Raw genomic sequence first — 17,071 nt, 5'->3', positions numbered from 1 at the left:
GCGGCTCGGCTCTCAGTGGCGGCCCAGGTTGCCGAACCAGCCTCCGCCGTTGCCGTTGCCGCCATCTCCTCCGTCTCCGCCTCCGCCTCCCCCGTCGCCGGGTCCGGCCGGGCGGGTGATGATGTCGATCTTGTCGCCCTGCTTGCCCTCGGAGTTGGCGGGCGGGGTGGTGGAGATGACGATGGCGTTGCCCCCCTGGTCGCCGTGGACGGTGCCGATCTCGAAGCCCGCGCCCTTCAGCTCGTTCTTGGCCTGGTTGAGCTTCTTGTTGGTGACATCGGGGACGGTGGCCGGCTGGTCGTCGGGTGCCTTGGCGACGGTCAGCTCGATCTCGGTGCCCTCCGCCTGCTTACCGGGGCCGGGGTTCTGGTTGGTGACCGTGCCGGCGGGCTTGGACTCGTCCTCCTCCTCGGTCTTCTTGACCTTGAAGCCGAGGGTGGTGAGCTGTTCCTGCGCCTCGTCGAAGTTCTTGCCGACGACGTTGGGGACGGTCGGCCTGGACTCGGTGGCCACCGTCAGCGTGACCGTCGCGCCGCGCTTGGCCTTCCGCTGGGCGGCGGGGGTCTGGTCCAGAACGGTGCCGGCAGTCTGCTCGGACTCCTGGTTCTTCTTCTTGACCTTGAAGCCCTGCTCGTTCAGCTTCTGCTTGGCGTCGGCGTAGATCTCGCCCTCGACGTCGGGGACGGCGCGCGGTGCTGCGCCCTTGGAGACGATCAGGCTGACGGTGCTGTCCTTGTCCACCTTTTCGCCTGCCGCGGGGTCGGTCTTGCAGACCCTGTTCTTCTGCTCGCCGCAGTACTCGCTCTGGCCCTTGTCGGCCTTCAGCCCGGCGTTCTGGAGCCGGTCGGTGGCCTCCGATACGGAGAGCCCCTTCACCTCCGGCACCTCGTTGGTGTCCGGGGGCGAGCTGAGCAGCGCCTTGCCGATGAAGATCGCGCCGACGAGCACCAGGATCACCGCGAGGACCAGCAGGATCGTGGAGACGGGGCTCTTCTTCGGCTTGCGCCGGCCGCCGCCGCGCTGGTCGTCGTAGTAGCCGCCGTCCTCCGGGCGCATGGGTGGCAGCATCGAGGTCTGCGGGTCCTGCGCGCGCATCGCGGCGGTGGGCTGGTCCTCGGGATAGCCGTATCCGGCGCCCATCGCGCTGGCGGCGACCGGCTGCCCATCCAGGCATGCCTCGATGTCGGCACGCATCTCATCGGCGCTCTGGTACCGGTAGTCCGGGTCCTTGACCAGGGCCTTCATGACGATCGCGTCCATCGCGGGCGCGATCTCGGGGTCGAAGGCGCTGGGCGGCTGGGCCTCCTCGCGGACATGCTGGTAGGCCACGGCGACCGGGGAGTCCCCGATGAACGGGGGCCGAACGGTCAGCAGCTCGTAGAGCAGGCAGCCGGTGGAGTACAGGTCGGAGCGGGCATCGACGGACTCGCCCTTGGCCTGCTCGGGGGAGAGGTACTGCGCGGTGCCGATCACGGCCGAGGTCTGCGTCATGGTCATGCCGGAGTCGCCCATGGCGCGGGCGATGCCGAAGTCCATGACCTTGACCTGGCCGTTGCGCGTCAGCATGACGTTCGCCGGCTTGATGTCGCGGTGGACGATGCCGTTGCGGTGGCTGTACTCCAGAGCCTGGAGGATGCCGACGCACATCTCCATGGAGCGCTCGGGCAGCAGTTTGCGGCCGGAGTGCAGCAGCTCGCGGAGCGTGGAGCCGTCCACGTACTCCATGACGATGTACGGGATGGAGACCCCGTCCACGTAGTCCTCGCCCGTGTCGTACACCGCGACGATCGCCGGGTGGTTGAGCGAGGCGGCGGACTGGGCTTCGCGGCGGAAGCGGGCCTGGAACGACGGATCGCGGGCGAGGTCGACGCGGAGCGTCTTGACCGCGACCGTGCGGCCCAGCCGGGTGTCCTGGGCGAGGTAGACCTCGGCCATGCCTCCCCGGCCGAGCACCGACCCCAGCTCGTACCGGCCGCCTAGGCGACGCGGCTCTTCCATAGTCTCCAGCCCTCTCCGGTCTTCCGTGCCGCGGCGCGTCGATCGTGCGGCCTACGACACGGCGGTGTGCTGCTCGGCATACGGTACCCGGCCACCCCTGCTTGCCCGGTGTGGCGGTGGTGACGAGGGTCACCCGCCCTGCTGGTACGCGTCACTGCTTTCCGTCGAGGACGGCTTCCATCACGCCCTTGGCGATGGGCGCCGCCAGCTTGCCACCCGCGATGTCGCTGCGGAGTGTGTCGGAACTCTCCACCACGACAGCGACAGCGACGGGAGATCCGTCACTCGTCTTCGCGTAGGAGATGAACCAGGCGTACGGATTGTCCTTGTTGTTCTCGCCGTGCTGTGCGGTACCTGTCTTGCCGCCGACGGTGACGCCGGGGATCTGGCCGGCCTTTCCGGTGCCCTGCTTGACGACCGTCTCCATGGCCGACTGGAGCTTCTGCGCGTTCTCGGCCGAGACCGGCTGGCCCAGCTCCTTGGGCTTGGTCTGCTCGACGACGTTCAGGTTCGGCGCGACGAGCTGATCGACCATGTAGGGCTTCATCAGCTTGCCGTCGTTGGCGATGGACGAGGCGACCATCGCCATCTGGAGCGGGGTGGCGCGGTTGGACGCCTGGCCGATGCCGGCCTGGGCGTTCTGCGGCCGGTTGTCCTTGGGGTAGACGCTGACCGCGGGCCGGACGGGGGTGTCCTGGGCGCCGCTGTCCAGCGGCCGGTTGAAGCCGAACTTCTCCGCCTGCTTCATCATCTCGGCGTTGGTCAGCTTGTCGCTCATCTTGGCGAAGACGGTGTTGCACGACCACTGGAGCGCGACGCGGATGCTGGCGTTCTTGCACTGCGGGATGTTGCCTTCGTTGCCCAGGTCGTAGGTGGACTCCGGCAGCCGGTAGGGGTCCTCCGAGTCGGTCTTGGAGTCGATGTCGTACTTGCCGCTCTCCAAGCCCGCCGCCGCCGTGACGACCTTGAAGGTCGAGCCCGGCGGGTAGGTCTGGCGCAGCGCCCGGTTGAGCGTCGGGTCGTCCGGGTCGTTCGTCTTCTGCAGGGCGTTGTACGCCTTGCTGTCCTTCTCGCTGTTGCCCGCGAAGACCGACGGGTCGTAGGAGGGCTTGTTGGCCAGCGCGAGGATGGCGCCGGTCTTCGGGTTGATCGCCGCGACCGCGCCCTTCTTGTCGCCGAGCCCGTCGTAGGCGGCCTTCTGCGCCTTGGAGTTCAGCGTCGTGACCACGTTGCCGCCCTTTTGGGGCTTGCCCGTGAGCATGTCGATGGTGCGGTTGAAGAACAGCCGGTCATCGTCGCCGGTGAGAATCGGGTCGTACAGCTTCTCCAGCTGGTTGGCCCCGAACGCCTGGGAGGCGTAGCCGGTGACCGGCGACCACAACTTGCCGTCCTTGTTGGTGCGCTTGTACTTGAAGTCGTTGCCGTTCACGATCGTCGAGCCGGTGATCGCCTTGCCGTCCACGATGATGTTGCCCCGCGGCTGGGCGTAGCGCGCGATGTCCACCCGGCGGTTCTTCGGGGCGGTCTTCAGCTCGTCGGCCTCGACGAACTGGAGCCAGTTGGACCGTACGAGCAGGGCCAGGACGAGCAGGCCGCAGAAGATCGCGATCCGGCGCAGGGGCTTGTTCATGGTCGGACCACCTGAGTCATCTCGGCATCGGGTGAGGGGGCGGGGGCCGGGGCCGGGCGCCGGGCGGTGTCGCTGATCTTCAGCAGCACCGCGATCAGGGCCCAGTTCGCGACCACGGACGAGCCGCCCTGCGCCATGAACGGGAGGGTCATACCGGTGAGCGGGATCAGGCCCATCACGCCGCCGGCGACGATGAAGACCTGGAGTCCGAAGCCCGAGGAGAGACCGACGGCCAGCAGCTTGCCGAAGGGGTCGCGGGCGGCGAGCGAGGTGCGGATGCCGCGCTCGACGATCAGCCCGTACAGCAGGATGATCGCCATGACGCCGCACAGGCCCAGCTCCTCGCCGACGGTGGCGAAGATGTAGTCGCTCTTGGCGGCGAAGTTGATCAGCCGCGAGTAGCCCTGGCCGAGGCCGGAGCCGAGCGTTCCGCCGGAGCCGAACGCCCACAGCGCCTGCATGGGCTGCTCGGAGCCGTCCTTGAACGCCTGCATCGGGTCCAGCCAGTCCTGCACCCGCTGCTGGACGTGCGGCTCGAAGCTGGCGACCGCGACGGCGCCCGCGGCGGAGAGGGCCAGGCCGAAGACGATCCAGCTGGTGCGCTCGGTGGCGACGTACAGCATCACCACGAACAGGCCGAAGAACAGCAGCGAGGTGCCCAGGTCGGTCTCGAAGACCAGGATCATCAAGCTGAGCGCCCAGATGACCAGGATCGGGCCCAGGTCACGGCCCCGGGGCAGGTACAGGCCCATGAAGCGGCGCGAGGCGAGCGCGAGCGCGTCCCGCTTGACCATGAGATATCCGGCGAAGAAGACCGCGATGATGATCTTCGCGAACTCCCCCGGCTGGAGGGATCCGACGCCGGGGATGGTGATCCAGATCTTCGCGCCGTTCTTGGCGGGGAAGAAGATCGGCGCCGCCAGCAGCACCAGCGCCGCCGCCATGGAGATGTAGGTGTAGCGCTGGAGGACGCGGTGGTCCTTGAGGAAGACCAGTACCAGCACGAACAGTGCGACCGCCAGCGTGGACCACATCAGCTGGGTGGGCGCGGCGGGCCCGCCGGTGGCGTCGTGGGTGATGCTCGGCTCCTGGTCGAGGCGCCAGATGAAGACCAGGCCCATGCCGTTGAGCAGGGTGGCGATGGGCAGCATCAGCGGGTCCGCGTAGGGCGCCCAGCGGCGTACGACCAGGTGGGCGACGCCGGCGAGCAGCCCGAGGCCGAGCCCGTAGCCGAGCATCCCGGGAGGGAGCGAATCCTCCTTGGCCAGGCCCACGTTGGCGTAGGCGAAGACCGGGATGAGGATGGCGAAGACGAGCATCGCCAGCTCGGTGTTGCGGCGGCTGGGAAGCCCGCCGGAGGACACCGTGGTGTTGCTGCCGGTGTTGGTGAGGTTGCTGCTCATGCCTTGTGCCGCCCCCTACGGCGCGGTGCACTGCTTGGCCAGCTCCTGCTGCTTCTCCGTGAGCTCGGGGCTCGGCGACGGAGAGCCGGAGGGGGCGGCAGTGATGTCGTGGGTGAAGGCGGTCCGGGTAGTCGTGCCGGCCGCGGCGGCGCCGTTGCCCGCTCCGCCCTGCCTGCTCGAATCGACCGGCTTGTTCTGGTCCTCCGGGCCGAAGCCCCCGTCGGATCCGCCGGACTTGTCCTCCGGCTTCTTCGGCTTCTTCGAGTCCTTCGGCTTCTTCGGGTGCTGCTTCTCCTCGGCGACGATCTTGCAGACCTTGGCCTGTTCGCCGAGTTCGTCGATCTTGCTCTTGGCCTCGGCCAGGTTGTTGAGGGCGATCGTCTCGCGCACCTGGTTGCGCTGGAAAAGGGGCAGGTACTTGAGTTCGATCTCAGGCCGGTCCTCGTGGACCTTGTTCAGCTTGACGCCCGCCAGCTCCTGGCTGATGCCGCGGTAGAGCGCCACGTGCTCGTCGTTGGAGCCGACGTAGTACTGCGTCTGCGTCCAGCGGTAGCCGCCGTAGAGCCCGCCCGCGACGACGGCCAGCGCGAGCGTGATCCACAACGAGCGCTTCAGCCACCTGCCCTTGGCGCGCGGCTTGGTGAAGTCCTCGTCGCTGTAGGGCCCGAACGCTCCGGCGGGGGAGGCGACCGGATCGCCATTGGGCGGACCGAAGCCCTCCGGATCTCCTGACTGGCCCTGCGGGGGCACGCCGCCCCTGCCCAGCTCGGCGGCGCGGGCCGCCGGGGTGCGCAGGGTGCCGGGGTCGCCGCCCAGCGGCTGCTGGGTCTCGGCGACCGCGCCGACGATCACCGGGGTGTCATTGAGCTGCCCCGCGTGGGTGTCCTCGCTGCCGAGGGTGTCCACGTCGAGGACGTCCGCGATGATGCAGGTGATGTTGTCGGGCCCGCCGCCGCGCAGCGCGAGCTGGATCAGCTCCTGGATGGTCTCCTGCGGGCCGTGATAGCCGCCGAGGGTCTCCTCCAGCGTCTGGTGCGAGACGACCGAGGACAGCCCGTCCGAGCACAGCAGATAGCGGTCGCCGACCCGCACCTCGCGGATCGACAGATCGGGCTCGACGTGGTCACCGCTGCCCAGCGCGCGCATCAGCAAGGAACGCTGCGGGTGGGTGGTGGCCTCCTCCTCGGTGATCCGGCCCTCGTCCACCAGCCGCTGCACCCAGGTGTGGTCCTGGGTGATCTGAGTGAGCTGGCCGTCGCGCAGCAGGTAGGCGCGCGAGTCGCCGACGTGGACGAGCCCGAGCCGCTGCCCCGTCCACAGCAGGGCCGTGAGCGTGGTGCCCATGCCCTCCAGCTGCGGGTCCTCCTCGACCATGAGCCGGAGCTGGTCGTTCGCGCGCTGCACGGTCGTGCCGAGAGAGGTGAGGATGTCCGACCCGGGAATGTCCTCGTCCAGCTGGACCATGGTGGAGATCACCTCGGAAGAGGCGACCTCGCCGGCGGCCTGGCCGCCCATGCCGTCGGCCACCGCGAGCAGCCGTGGCCCGGCATAACCCGAGTCCTCGTTGTGCTCGCGGATCATGCCGTCGTGTGATCCGGCGGCAAAGCGCAGTGACAGGCTCATGCGCACCTCGCCCGTCGGCTCCGGGTACATCCGCACGGTGCCCACCCTCCGGTCGTCATGTCGGTACTACTTCCGCAGCTCGATGACCGTCTTGCCGATACGGATCGGCGCTCCGGGCGGGATCGGCGTCGGCGTGGTGAGCCGGGTCCTGTCGAGATACGTGCCGTTGGTCGACCCGAGGTCCTCGACGATCCACTGGCCGTCACGGTCCGGGTAGATCCTGGCATGCCTGCTGGACGCGTAGTCGTCGTCCAGCACGATCGTTGAATCGTGGGCACGCCCGAGGGTGATGGTCTGGCCCTGAAGGGCCACCGTGGTACCGGTGAGCGAACCCTCCGAGACCACGAGCTTGGTGGGGGCGTTCCGCCCGCCCCCGCGTCCGCGCCGGCCACCGCCCCCCTGCTGCTGGCGCTGCGGCTGGGGCCGCTGCTGCTGCGGGCGCTGCGCTTCGGCGCGCCGCGCGGTGCGCTGGGTCACCCTGGTGCCGAACAGGTCACTTCTGATGACCTGGATGGACACGATGACGAACAGCCACAATACGGCGAGAAACCCCAACCGCATGACCGTGAGGGTCAGCTCTGACATTGCCCCCGCTTCACCCTTCGGCTTGCCGGTAAATGATCGTGGTGCTGCCCACAACGATGCGTGAGCCGTCGCGGAGCGTAGCGCGCGTGGTGTGCTGCCCGTCCACCACGATCCCGTTTGTGGAGCCCAGGTCCGCGATCGACGGGGGATTTCCCGCCCGGATCTCGCAGTGCCGCCGCGAGACTCCGGGGTCGTCGACCCGCACGTCCGCCTCCGTGCTGCGGCCCAGCACGAGGGTCGGACCGGAGATCTGGTGCCTGTTGCCGTTGATCTCGATCCAGCGCCGGGTCTCGGCTCCCGGCAGCGGCCCGGCCGAGCCCGAGGGGCCCGGCGCGTAGGCCGGAGGTGCGCCGGGCGGCCCCGACGGCACGGGAGGCGCCGAGCCGGGGCGGGGCGGGAAGCCCGCGGGCGCCGCACCGCCGGCGGGGTTCGGGGCGCCGCGCTGCCCCGGGGACTGGGCCTGGGGCTGTGAGGTACTGGAGGCGAGGGTGCGGCTGCGCACGCGGTACAGGCCCGTGTCGAGATCGTCGGCCTTCTCCAGATGGACCTTGATGGGGCCCATGAAGGTGTAGCGCTGCTGCTTCGCGTAGTCGCGCACCATGCTGGAGAGTTCGTCGCCGAGCTGCCCCGAATACGGGCTGAGCCGCTCGAAGTCGGGGGTGCTCAGCTCGACGATGAAGTCGTTGGGTACGACGGTGCGCTCACGGTTCCAGATCGTGGCGTTGTTGTCGCACTCGCGCTGAAGGGCACCCGCGATCTCCACGGGCTGCACTTCCGATTTGAACACCTTCGCGAAGGTGCCGTTGACGAGACCTTCGAGACGCTGCTCGAAGCGCTTCATAACTCCCACGGTGCACCTCCTTCCCAGATGCCCTCGGACCTAGTGCCACTTCCCAGTGTGTCGCCCCGGGTGCGGGCACGACGAGTCTGCGGTACTGCTTACTGATCGTATCCACGCGCGGGGAAATCAGCTGGTTCCCCAGTGGAGGCCCCCGGTCCAGTGTTGCCCCTCACAGTGCCTCGCACCGCCTCACACCTTCGCATGGATCGTAGAGGGCCCGCGCCGAGCGTCCGCCCGGGGCTGTGGAAAACGGATGTGAGTCCACCCCCGGCAGCGTGCTAATCTTCTGGATGTCGGCAGGGGCCCGCCACGGGCCAGGCGACAACACCCAATGCGCGGGTGGCGGAATAGGCAGACGCGCTGGATTCAGGTTCCAGTGTCCGAAAGGACGTGGGGGTTCAACTCCCCCCTCGCGCACAGTGAAGAGGCCCTCACCGGGTTCCGGTGGGGGCCTTTTTCGTGGGCTCATGAGCTTCCCTTCTCCGGTCACGGGCTTCGTCCTGTGCTCACGCTCTTCCGGCCGCGGTCTTCTGGCCGCGGTCTTCTGGCCGCGGTCTTCTGGCCGCGGTCTTCTGGTCACGGATCTCGCCGGGCTCGTCACGAACCGTGTGGTGTGTCCTGCCTGCGGCCCGGCGGACGGGACAGGGCGGGGATTCTCCGTGTGCGTGCCCGGTGTTGGTTGTGGCCGGGATTCGGCGGGCACTGGCCGGGATCCGCCGCGTATCTGGCCGAGATGGGCCCGAGACCGGTCCGAGACGGGCCCGGGGCGGGCTGATCGGCTGCGGGGCTGGCCGGTTGGGGTTGCCCGGCTGGGCGGTTGGCCGGTCACACGCCAGTGGATCGGCTCGGACGGGTCCGGCGAGCCGAGCGGGCCGAGCGTGCTGTTGCCCGCGGCCGGCCACTGGGTTGTGGCCGGCCGCAGACATTCGCCGGTGAGGGCGCCGGCGGACAGCGGGCGTGCCCGACGGCCGGGTGGCTACGCGGCGATGTTCGCGGCGAGGGCCTTGGCGCGGCTCTCGGCGGCTTCGTGCGCCTGGGTGCGGGACGCCTTCGCCAGGTCGATCAGCTCCTCCATGCCGGGCGTCGTCTCGGCGAGCGTCAGCTCGGGGACGATGAACTCGACGTCCAGCTTGAAGCCGCCCTCGCCGAGGACCTTGTCGAGGTAGGTCAGCACGAACTCGAAGCTCTCGCGGGGGGTGCCGGGACCGTAGCCGCCGCCCCGGCTGGCGACGACGGTGGCGGGCTTGCCCGCCGCGGACGGGGTGTCGCTGCCGGTGGTGCGGCCGACGACGATCACCTGGTCCAGCCATGCCTTCAGGGTGGAGGGAATCGTGAAGTTGTACATCGGGGCGCCGATCAGTACGGCGTCTGCGCGCTCCAGCTCGCTGATCAGCTCCTCCCGCAGGGCGAAGGCCGCGGCCTGCTCGGGCGTGCGGTCCTCGGGCGCGACGAAGCCGGCCGCGGCTGCCTGGCCGTCCAGGTGCGGGATCGGGGCGTCGGCCAGGTCGCGGTAGATCACCGTGCCGCCGGGGTGCTCGGCCTCCCATGTCTTGCGGAAGGAGGCGGCCACGTCCCGGGAGACGGAGGCTTCCTGCGGGAACAGGGACGAGTCGATGTGCAGCAGCGTGGCCATGGGGGGCTCCTAGTGCAGAGTAAGCAGGGGAAGTTTCCTACGTAACTATTTCTAACACAGGGACTTACTTTTCCGCACCTACTTGTGGAGAGCCAGTACCCTGGAGGCATGTCAGAGCGTGGAGAGCTGCGAGAGCTGCCGCCCGAGCGGTCCCCGGCTTCGGCCTGCACCGCACCCGAGCACGCCATCACCCGTGTCTTCCAGCTGCTGGGCAAGCGGTGGACAGGGGTGATACTGGCCGCGTTGATGAGCGGCCCCGGACACTTCGCCGAGCTGCGCCGGGCGGTCCCCGGCATCAGCGAGCGCATGCTCTCCGACCGGCTGACGGAGCTGTCGGCGGCCGGGCTGGTGACGCGCGCCGTGGAGGAGGGCCCGCCGCTGCGGGTCAGCTACAGCCTCACCGACTCGGGACACGCGCTGAGACCGGCCATGGTGGAGCTGACGCGCTGGGCGGACGGACACCTTCCGCATACTGCGGAAAAGTGCCCGGACGCGTTCAGGGAGTGAGGGCCGGGTCGGGGGCGGGGCGGCCTGGTGGCGGGGTCGGGCAGGGCCTGTCAGGGCTGGGCGAGGTTGGTCAGGGTTGGCCTGGAATGGTCAGTCCGGTTGTAGGCGATCATCCGGGAGCGCGGGGCCGGCTCCGTGGGGGTCGGCCGTAGGGTGGTGGCGATGAATGCCAACTCCCCTACGCCCGCGAGCGGCGAGCGCGAAGAGCCCGGTACCGAGCGGCTCGAAAAGGCGGTGCGGGCCGCGGAGACCGCGCTGATCGAGTACGAGATCGCGGTCGAGACCTTCCGGGTGGAGGTGGAGAACTTCTCGCGGCTGCACCACCAGCGCCTCGGCCCCGTCTACGCCCGCCTGGACGAGCTGGACGCCCAGATCGCCGAGGCCGTCGCCGCGCGTACCGGCGATCCGGAAGACATCCGCAAGGCCGAAGAGGCGCGCGGTGCCGTGTTGCCGATGCCGCAGGTCGAAGAGCTGTTCTTCGGCTGGATCGACTCCGAGGGCATGTTGCCCGAGGCCCAGGCGATGCTCAACGAGCAGCCCGTCAGCCCGCCCAGCCGGGTGCGGCCCAGCGAGGAGGCCCGTAAGGCGTTCCGCGACCTGGTCCGCAAGGCCCACCCCGACCTCGCGCAGGACGACGCGGAGCGCGAGCGGCGCGAGGCGTTTCTCGTACGGGTGAACAAGGCGTACGCGGAAGGGGACGCGGCCACGCTCCACGCGCTCGCCGAGGAGTGGGAGGCCGGGCCGCTGCCGGGGCCGATCGCCGCGCTGCTGCGCAGCGAGGAGTTGTACGCGCGCCTGGAGTGGCTCGCGCGGCGCAAGGAGATGCTTGCGGACGCAGCCGCCGAACTGGAGGGCGGCGCGATCGGCGCCATGCTGAAGATGGCGCCGGACGACCCCGACACGCTGTTGGAAGTGATCGCCGAGCAACTGCTCGGACAAGTGGCCGAGCGCGAGCGCGAGCTCGCCCGGCTGAGAGAGGGAGAGCAGGGATGAACGCCCTTCCCGGACAGGTGCCGCAGACAGATGTGGCCTCGCTGCCGTCCGAAGCGCTGCTGCTGGACGTCCGCGAGGACGACGAATGGGCGGCCGGGCACGCCGAAGGCGCGCTGCACATTCCGATGAGCGAATTCGTCGCCCGCCAGGGCGAGCTGACCGAGCGCCTCGGGGAGGGCGAGCGGGTGTATGTCGTCTGCCGGGTCGGCGGGCGCTCGGCTCAGGTCGCCGCGTATCTGCTCCAGCAGGGGGTGGACGCGGTGAACGTGGACGGCGGCATGCTCGCGTGGGAGAGCGCGGGTCGTCCCCTGGTCGGGGAGACGGAACGGGCGTTCGTGCGCTGAGAGTTGGTGCCGGTGGTGGTGCTGGTGCCGGTGCCGGTGCCGGTTCAGGTGGTGGTGCAATTGCCTGTGCCTGGTGGGCCGGTGGGCTCAGGCGGGCTGGTGGGTGGCGAGCAGGTCGCCCAGGGCTTCCTCGTGGGCGGCTGCCGGGCCCAGGGACAGCTCCCACTGCTTGGCCCAGGCGTGGAAGCGGTGCAGCGGATAGTCGGTGTCGGCTCCCATGCCGCCGTGCAGATGCTGGGCGGTCTGCACCACCCTGCGTACCCCGTCGGACGCCCAGATCTTGGCGACCGCCACGTCCAGGGGCGCCAGCCGCCAGGCGGCCTGCCAGAGCGTGGCCTCCATCGCCCGGACATCGATATAGCGGTCGGCGGTCTGGACGGCCACCGCCTGGAACGTGGCGACGGGAAAGCCGAACTGTCGGCGCTCGCTGACGTATGCGCTGGTCATCTCCAGCACCCGCCCGGCGAGTCCGAGCGCGAGCGCACAGGTACCGGTGGTCAGCAGGCGTTGCAGGTGGTCCGCGGCCTCCGGGGCGTCGATCAGGTCGCGCGCGGGGACGTGGGCCGCGGCGAGACGGATCTCCGCGTAGCGCTCGCCGTTGGTGGACGCCTGCCCGGCCAGGGTGACGCCGGGCACGTCCGGCGGGAGGAACGCCAGTACGGGTGCGCCCTGCGCGGTCTGCGCCGGGATCAGCGTCAGGTCGGCGGACTGGGCCCAGGGCACCGCCGTCTGCGTCCCCTCCAGGGACCAGCCCTCGCCCTCGCGGGTGGCCGTGACGGCCTGGTGGGGCGGTTCGTGCCCCGTGCGGCCGTGTGCTGCCGCCGTCAACGCCAGCTCGCCCGTCGCGATACGGGGCAGCAGCGCGGCCCGCAGCTCCGCGCTTCCGTACGCGCCGACGGTGAGCGCCGCCGCGCTGGTCTCCAGCAGGGGGACGCGGGCGAGCACGCGGCCGGCCTCGCGCAGCAGCAGGCACAGCGCGACCGGATCCAGCCCCGAACCGCCGTGCTCCTGCGGGACGAGGAGGCCGAGCAGGTCGGAGGCGGCCAGCCGTCGCCACAGCGCACGGTCGAAGTCGTCGGCCACGGCTTCCCGTACCAGCGCGGGGCTCTCGACCTCTTCGGGTGAGACCCCCGAGAAGGCGGCCTTCGCCGCTTCCTGGGCCGCCTGCTGCTCCTCGCTGAAGCTGAAGTCCATGGCTTCTCTCCCCTGCGTGCGCTGTCTGCCCGGCTGGTGTGCGGCTGCGCTGCGTTTTCCGGCGGCGACGTGCCCTTTGCTGACGGGGCGTCAGGTTAATGGCGGGGGGCGGACTTTGCCAGGGGGCGGGGTGTGAAGTGGGGGTGGGGGCCCGGCCCCGCTGCGGCGGGCGGATGGGCCCGGGGGTGGCGCGGGGCGTACGGGGCGCGTGTGGGGGCTATGCGTCGAAGTCCACTGTGACCTTCGGGGTGAGGGGGTGGGACTGGCAGGCCAGGACATAGCCCGCGTTCAACTCGTCGGGCTCCAGCGCGAAGTTGCGGTCCATATGGACCTCGCCCGTCAGCAGCCGTGCCCGGCAGGTGCCGCAGACGCCGCCCTTGCACGCGTACGGGGCGTCCGCGCGGTTGCGCAGCACTGTCTCCAGGACCGACTCACCGTCATCCATGGGCCAGGTCCCGCCGCGCCCCGCGAGCGTGGCGCTGACCGTCACCGGACCGGCGGGGACGGCCGTGCCGGGTCCGGCGTTCCTGCTCGTGCCCGGCTGTGTGCCCGCGTGGAAGATCTCCTGGTGGATACGGGATCTGGGCACCCCCAGGGAACGCAGCGCCTTGGACGCGTTCTCCACCAGCCCCAGCGGGCCGCACAGATACCAGCCGTCCATGGCCGGTATTCCGGGCGCGGACAGAAGCGCGGGCAGCAGCGCCGTCAGCCGTTTTTCGTCCAGTCGCCCGGAGGCCAGCCCGCTGTGCTGTTCCTCGCGGGAGAGGACCGTCACCAGCTGGAAGCGGTCGGGGTAGCGGTTCTTGAGGTCGGCAACTTCCTCCAGGAACATCGTCGAGGCCGTCGTCCGGTCGCTGCGGATCAGACAGAAACGGGCCTCGGGCTGCCGTTTCAGCAGTGTCGCCGCGATGGACAGTACGGGAGTGATGCCGCTCCCCCCGACCACCGCGGCGAAACGTCCGGCGCGCGGTTCCAGAATGAACCGGCCGGTCGGAGGCAACACCTCGACCGTGCCCCCCGCGGTCAGCTCCTTGAGGGCGTACGTGGAGAACTCGCCGCCCTCGACCAGGCGGACCCCGACCCGCAGTGTCTCCGGCGCGGAGTCTGCCGGGTCGCACAGCGAGTAGGTGCGGCGGACCTCCTCGCCGCGCTCGTTCGTTCTGCGCAGCGCGATGTGCTGGCCCGGCGCGTAGGCGTACATCGCGCGCAACTCGGGCGGGACTTCGAGGGTCAGCGCCGCGGAGTCGTCCGTGAGCTGCTCGACGGTTGTGACGCGCAGGGGATGGAACACCGCTCACACCTCCTTGAAGTGGTCGAACGGCTCTCCGCACAGCTCGCAGCGGCGCAGCGCTTTACAGGCCGTCGAGGAGAAGCGGCTGAGCAGGGCGGTGTCGGCCGAGCCGCAGTGCGGGCAGCGCACCGGGTCGGCGGGTGGGATGGCCGGGTCGGATGGGGCGGAGGAGGCGGGCCCGGTGCGGCGGGTGGGGGAAAGGGGCACGAGCAACGGGCCGTCGGCGCGGGCGGTGGGCCGTGGCGGGGCCACCCCGTGCTCGGCCAGCTTGCGCCGGCCCTCCTCGCTGATGTCGTCGGTGGACCAGGGTGGGGACAGGACGATCCGCACGGTGACCTGCTCGGCTCCGGCTCGGCGCAGCACGCGCTCGATGTCGGAGGCCATGGCCTCGATCGCGGGGCATCCGGTATAGGTCGGGGTCAGTTGGACGTCGAGGTGGCCCGGCTCGGGTTCGCTGACGGTGCGCAGTACACCCAGCTCTTCCAGGGTGATGACCGGAAGCTCCGGATCCGGGACCGAACCCGCCAGTCTCGCCAGGGTTTCGAGCCGTTCCTCACCGTCGGCCCGCACAGGGGCGGTCACCATGTCGCCCCCGGGTGGCTGCGGTGGAGGTACTGCATCTCGGCGAGCATCCGGCCGAACGGCTCGGTGTGCAGCCCCTGACGCCCGGCACCCGCGGTCCAGGCGCCCGTACGGGGGCTTTCGGGAACGGTCAGCCCGGCGCGGCCGAAGACATCTGCGATGCCGGCGCTCCACTCCTCCTCCAGCTCTTCCCAGCGCACATCCAGACCTTCGACTGGCTGGAACAGCTCACCCGTGAAGCGCCACAGCGCGTCGGCCGCTCGCTGGGTACGCGCGTGGCTCTCCACCGTGCCGTCCCCGAGGCGCAGCGTCCACTGCTCGGCGTGATCGCGGTGGTACGCCGTCTCCCGGACGGCCTTCTCCGCGAGGGGGAGCGCCGGGGCGAGCTGGGTGTAGAGCGGCTGCTGATAGGTGGAGAAGAAGAGCTGCCGCACGATGGTGTGAGCGAAGTCTCCGCGTGGCTGCTCCACCAACTGGCAGTTGAGGAACTCCCGTTCGTCTCTCAGATAGGCGATCTCGTCCTCGGTGCCCAGCTCTTCACGGAGCCCGGCGTAGAGAGAGCGGGCCTGGCCCAGCAGGTCGAGCGCGATGTTGGCCAGCGCCAGCTCTTCCTCCAGCACGGGTGCGTGGCCGGCCCATTCGCCCAGGCGGTGGGAGAGGACGAGCGCGTCGTCGGCGAGGGGGAGTGTGGCGAGGGCGGTCGGCGAGGCCGTGGGCGTCACAGGTTCTTCACCCCCTCCGGGACCTCATAGAACGTCGGGTGGCGGTATGCCTTGTCGGCCGCCGGGTCGAAGAAGGGGTCCTTCTCGTCCGGCGAGGACGCGGTGATCTCACGGGAGGGCACCACCCAGAGCGAAACGCCCTCGGAGCGGCGGGTGTAGAGATCCCGCGCGTTCCGCAGGGCCATCTGGGCATCGGGGGCATGCAGGCTGCCCGCGTGGGTGTGCGAGAGGCCGCGCCTGCTGCGGACGAAGACCTCCCACAGGGGCCAGTCAGCGCTCATCGGGCTCAGCTCCTCTCTGTCCGGTCGACTCGGTCCGCCCGGTCCGTTCGTTCCGCCCAGTCCGTTCGTTCCGCTTGTGCGGGGTCGGCGGCAGGGGCGTGGGCGTCACGGTGTTCGGTGGCAGCGCCCTGTGGGGTGCGGTCTTGCCTGGCGGCGCGTTGCTTGGCCGCGTGGGCGGCGGCGGCTTCGCGGACCCAGGCGCCCTCTTCGTGCGCGGCGCGGCGTTGGGCCAGCCGCTGCTCGTTGCACGGGCCGTTGCCCTTCAGGACCTCGTGGAACTCTCGCCAGTCGATGACGCCGAAATCCCAGTGCTCCCGCTGCTCGTTCCACTTCAGGTCCGGGTCGGGCAGCGTGAGGCCGAGCGCTTCGGCCTGGGGGACGCAGATGTCCACGAACCGCTGGCGCAGGTCGTCGTTGGAATGCCGTTTGATCTTCCACCGCATCGACTGCGCGCTGTGGGCCGACTCGTCGTCGGGCGGGCCGAACATCATCAGCGAGGGCCACCACCAGCGGTCCACCGCGTCCTGCGCCATGGTGTGCTGCGCCTCGGTGCCCCGGCTCAGGGCCAGCAGCAGTTCGTAGCCCTGGCGTTGGTGGAAGGACTCTTCCTTGCAGACGCGGATCATGGCGCGCGCGTAGGGACCGTAGGAGCAGCGGCACAGCGGCACTTGGTTGGTGATCGCGGCGCCGTCCACCAGCCAGCCGATGGCGCCGACGTCCGCCCAGGTCACGGTGGGGTAGTTGAAGATCGACGAATACTTCTGCCGGCCCGTGTGCAGCTTGTCGAGCAGTTCGTCCCGGCCCGCGCTCAGCGTTTCGGCGGCGCTGTAGAGATACAGGCCGTGACCTGCCTCGTCCTGGACCTTGGCCATCAAGATCGCCTTGCGCCGCAGGGAGGGGGCGCGGGTGATCCAGTTGGCTTCCGGCTGCATGCCGATGATCTCGGAGTGCGCGTGCTGGGCGATCTGGCGGATGAGGGAGAAGCGGTAGGCGTCGGGCATCCAGTCCCGCGGCTCGATGCGCTCGTCCGCGGCCACGGCGGCGTCGAATGCGGCCAGGAGGGCGGCCTCTTCCGCCTCACCCGTCCCCCCTGTCGCGTCATTCCCGACCAGCGTCGATGTCCCCGTTGCCATACGAGCCCCCTGATCTCCCGGTGATCTCCCGACGAATCCAGCCGACCGATCGTTCGGTCCAATGGTGTGCCGAGGTCTCGCGAGGTGTCAAGAGCGAATGCCACGGACCCACGGGGCCGGGCTCCCGCACCCCAGTAGTCTCTGAGAGTCTTCGAGGCGGACCGGCCCAGTCATGGGCATGGAGAACATGGGAGCAGGCAGGGCATGGAGCCAGCAGCGCACCAGGTGCCCGGGGCGGCGGACGGCGGAGCGAACCCGCCGGGTGGCGCGCAGGCGGACGGGGCCGACGGGGTGGACGGGACAAGCGGGGC

Annotated in this window: 16 protein-coding genes and 1 tRNA gene; 4 read left to right on the top strand and 13 right to left on the bottom strand. The window is 70.0% G+C overall.

All coding sequences use genetic code 11. From position 1 onward, the window contains the following. Window positions 1-12 precede the first annotated feature (12 nt). The 6 genes from pknB to ABD339_RS12350 form a co-directional block, all read right to left on the bottom strand. Entirely contained in the window at window positions 13-1,998 is a 1,986-nt protein-coding gene (gene pknB, locus ABD339_RS12375) for a Stk1 family PASTA domain-containing Ser/Thr kinase (protein ID WP_344565255.1), read from the bottom strand. A 151-nt stretch (window positions 1,999-2,149) separates the two neighbouring features. Beyond that, window positions 2,150-3,628, bottom strand: a complete 1,479-nt coding sequence (locus ABD339_RS12370; protein WP_344565253.1) for a peptidoglycan D,D-transpeptidase FtsI family protein — start codon at window positions 3,626-3,628, stop codon at window positions 2,150-2,152. Then, the gene (locus ABD339_RS12365) at window positions 3,625-5,031 is read right to left on the bottom strand and encodes an FtsW/RodA/SpoVE family cell cycle protein (protein WP_344565251.1); all 1,407 of its coding nucleotides are present in this window, start codon (window positions 5,029-5,031) and stop codon (window positions 3,625-3,627) included. The genes ABD339_RS12370 and ABD339_RS12365 overlap by 4 nt, the downstream gene beginning before the upstream one ends. Window positions 5,032-5,046: 15 nt before the next feature. Next, window positions 5,047-6,684: a Stp1/IreP family PP2C-type Ser/Thr phosphatase gene (locus tag ABD339_RS12360; RefSeq protein ID WP_425575973.1), complete on the bottom strand. Its 1,638-nt coding sequence runs from the start codon at window positions 6,682-6,684 to the stop codon at window positions 5,047-5,049. 36 nt (window positions 6,685-6,720) lie between these two features. Beyond that, the gene (locus ABD339_RS12355; protein WP_344565249.1) at window positions 6,721-7,239 is read right to left on the bottom strand and encodes an FHA domain-containing protein FhaB/FipA; all 519 of its coding nucleotides are present in this window, start codon (window positions 7,237-7,239) and stop codon (window positions 6,721-6,723) included. A 10-nt stretch (window positions 7,240-7,249) separates the two neighbouring features. Continuing rightward, window positions 7,250-8,089 (bottom strand): FHA domain-containing protein, encoded by an 840-nt coding sequence (locus tag ABD339_RS12350; RefSeq protein WP_344565248.1) that lies wholly within the window; start codon window positions 8,087-8,089, stop codon window positions 7,250-7,252. 324 nt (window positions 8,090-8,413) lie between these two features. Here ABD339_RS12350 and ABD339_RS12345 point away from each other — a divergent pair. Beyond that, window positions 8,414-8,497 (top strand) — tRNA-Leu (locus ABD339_RS12345). A gap of 559 nt (window positions 8,498-9,056) precedes the next feature. On the opposite strand, the gene ABD339_RS12340 is transcribed toward ABD339_RS12345, so the two are convergent. Beyond that, window positions 9,057-9,713: an FMN-dependent NADH-azoreductase gene (locus ABD339_RS12340; protein WP_344565246.1), complete on the bottom strand. Its 657-nt coding sequence runs from the start codon at window positions 9,711-9,713 to the stop codon at window positions 9,057-9,059. Between the two features lie 108 nt (window positions 9,714-9,821). On the opposite strand from ABD339_RS12340, the gene ABD339_RS12335 reads away from it, so the two are divergent. The 3 genes from ABD339_RS12335 (at window position 9,822) to ABD339_RS12325 (ending at window position 11,557) form a co-directional block, all read left to right on the top strand. Further along, window positions 9,822-10,220, top strand: coding sequence for a winged helix-turn-helix transcriptional regulator (locus ABD339_RS12335; RefSeq protein ID WP_344565244.1), 399 nt, complete (start codon window positions 9,822-9,824; stop codon window positions 10,218-10,220). 162 nt (window positions 10,221-10,382) lie between these two features. Beyond that, window positions 10,383-11,213, top strand: a complete 831-nt coding sequence (locus tag ABD339_RS12330) for a J domain-containing protein (protein WP_344565242.1) — start codon at window positions 10,383-10,385, stop codon at window positions 11,211-11,213. After that, complete coding sequence (locus ABD339_RS12325) at window positions 11,210-11,557, top strand: rhodanese-like domain-containing protein (RefSeq protein WP_344565240.1); 348 nt, start codon at window positions 11,210-11,212, stop codon at window positions 11,555-11,557. The genes ABD339_RS12330 and ABD339_RS12325 overlap by 4 nt, the downstream gene beginning before the upstream one ends. An 87-nt stretch (window positions 11,558-11,644) precedes the next feature. Here the strand turns inward: ABD339_RS12325 and ABD339_RS12320 are convergent, their stop codons facing one another. The 6 genes from ABD339_RS12320 to paaA form a co-directional block, all read right to left on the bottom strand. Further along, window positions 11,645-12,751: an acyl-CoA dehydrogenase family protein gene (locus ABD339_RS12320; protein WP_344565238.1), complete on the bottom strand. Its 1,107-nt coding sequence runs from the start codon at window positions 12,749-12,751 to the stop codon at window positions 11,645-11,647. 217 nt (window positions 12,752-12,968) lie between these two features. After that, window positions 12,969-14,042, bottom strand: a complete 1,074-nt coding sequence (locus tag ABD339_RS12315) for a 2Fe-2S iron-sulfur cluster-binding protein (RefSeq protein ID WP_344565236.1) — start codon at window positions 14,040-14,042, stop codon at window positions 12,969-12,971. Window positions 14,043-14,045: 3 nt separating this feature from the next. Then, window positions 14,046-14,627, bottom strand: coding sequence for a 1,2-phenylacetyl-CoA epoxidase subunit PaaD (paaD, locus tag ABD339_RS12310; RefSeq protein ID WP_344565234.1), 582 nt, complete (start codon window positions 14,625-14,627; stop codon window positions 14,046-14,048). Continuing rightward, window positions 14,621-15,346, bottom strand: coding sequence for a 1,2-phenylacetyl-CoA epoxidase subunit PaaC (gene paaC / locus ABD339_RS12305; RefSeq protein WP_344565232.1), 726 nt, complete (start codon window positions 15,344-15,346; stop codon window positions 14,621-14,623). Before paaC ends, paaD begins: the two co-directional genes overlap by 7 nt. Beyond that, window positions 15,343-15,627, bottom strand: a complete 285-nt coding sequence (paaB, locus tag ABD339_RS12300) for a 1,2-phenylacetyl-CoA epoxidase subunit PaaB (RefSeq protein ID WP_344565230.1) — start codon at window positions 15,625-15,627, stop codon at window positions 15,343-15,345. Before paaB ends, paaC begins: the two co-directional genes overlap by 4 nt. Before the next feature lie 5 nt (window positions 15,628-15,632). Next, complete coding sequence (paaA, locus tag ABD339_RS12295; protein ID WP_344565228.1) at window positions 15,633-16,760, bottom strand: 1,2-phenylacetyl-CoA epoxidase subunit PaaA; 1,128 nt, start codon at window positions 16,758-16,760, stop codon at window positions 15,633-15,635. Window positions 16,761-17,071: the final 311 nt, after the last annotated feature.

Source organism: Streptomyces axinellae, from assembly GCF_039532135.1.
Taxonomy (GTDB): domain Bacteria; phylum Actinomycetota; class Actinomycetes; order Streptomycetales; family Streptomycetaceae; genus Streptomyces; species Streptomyces axinellae.
Note: the sequence above shows the minus strand (reverse complement) of the source record. Positions and strands in the feature narration are given on the sequence as shown.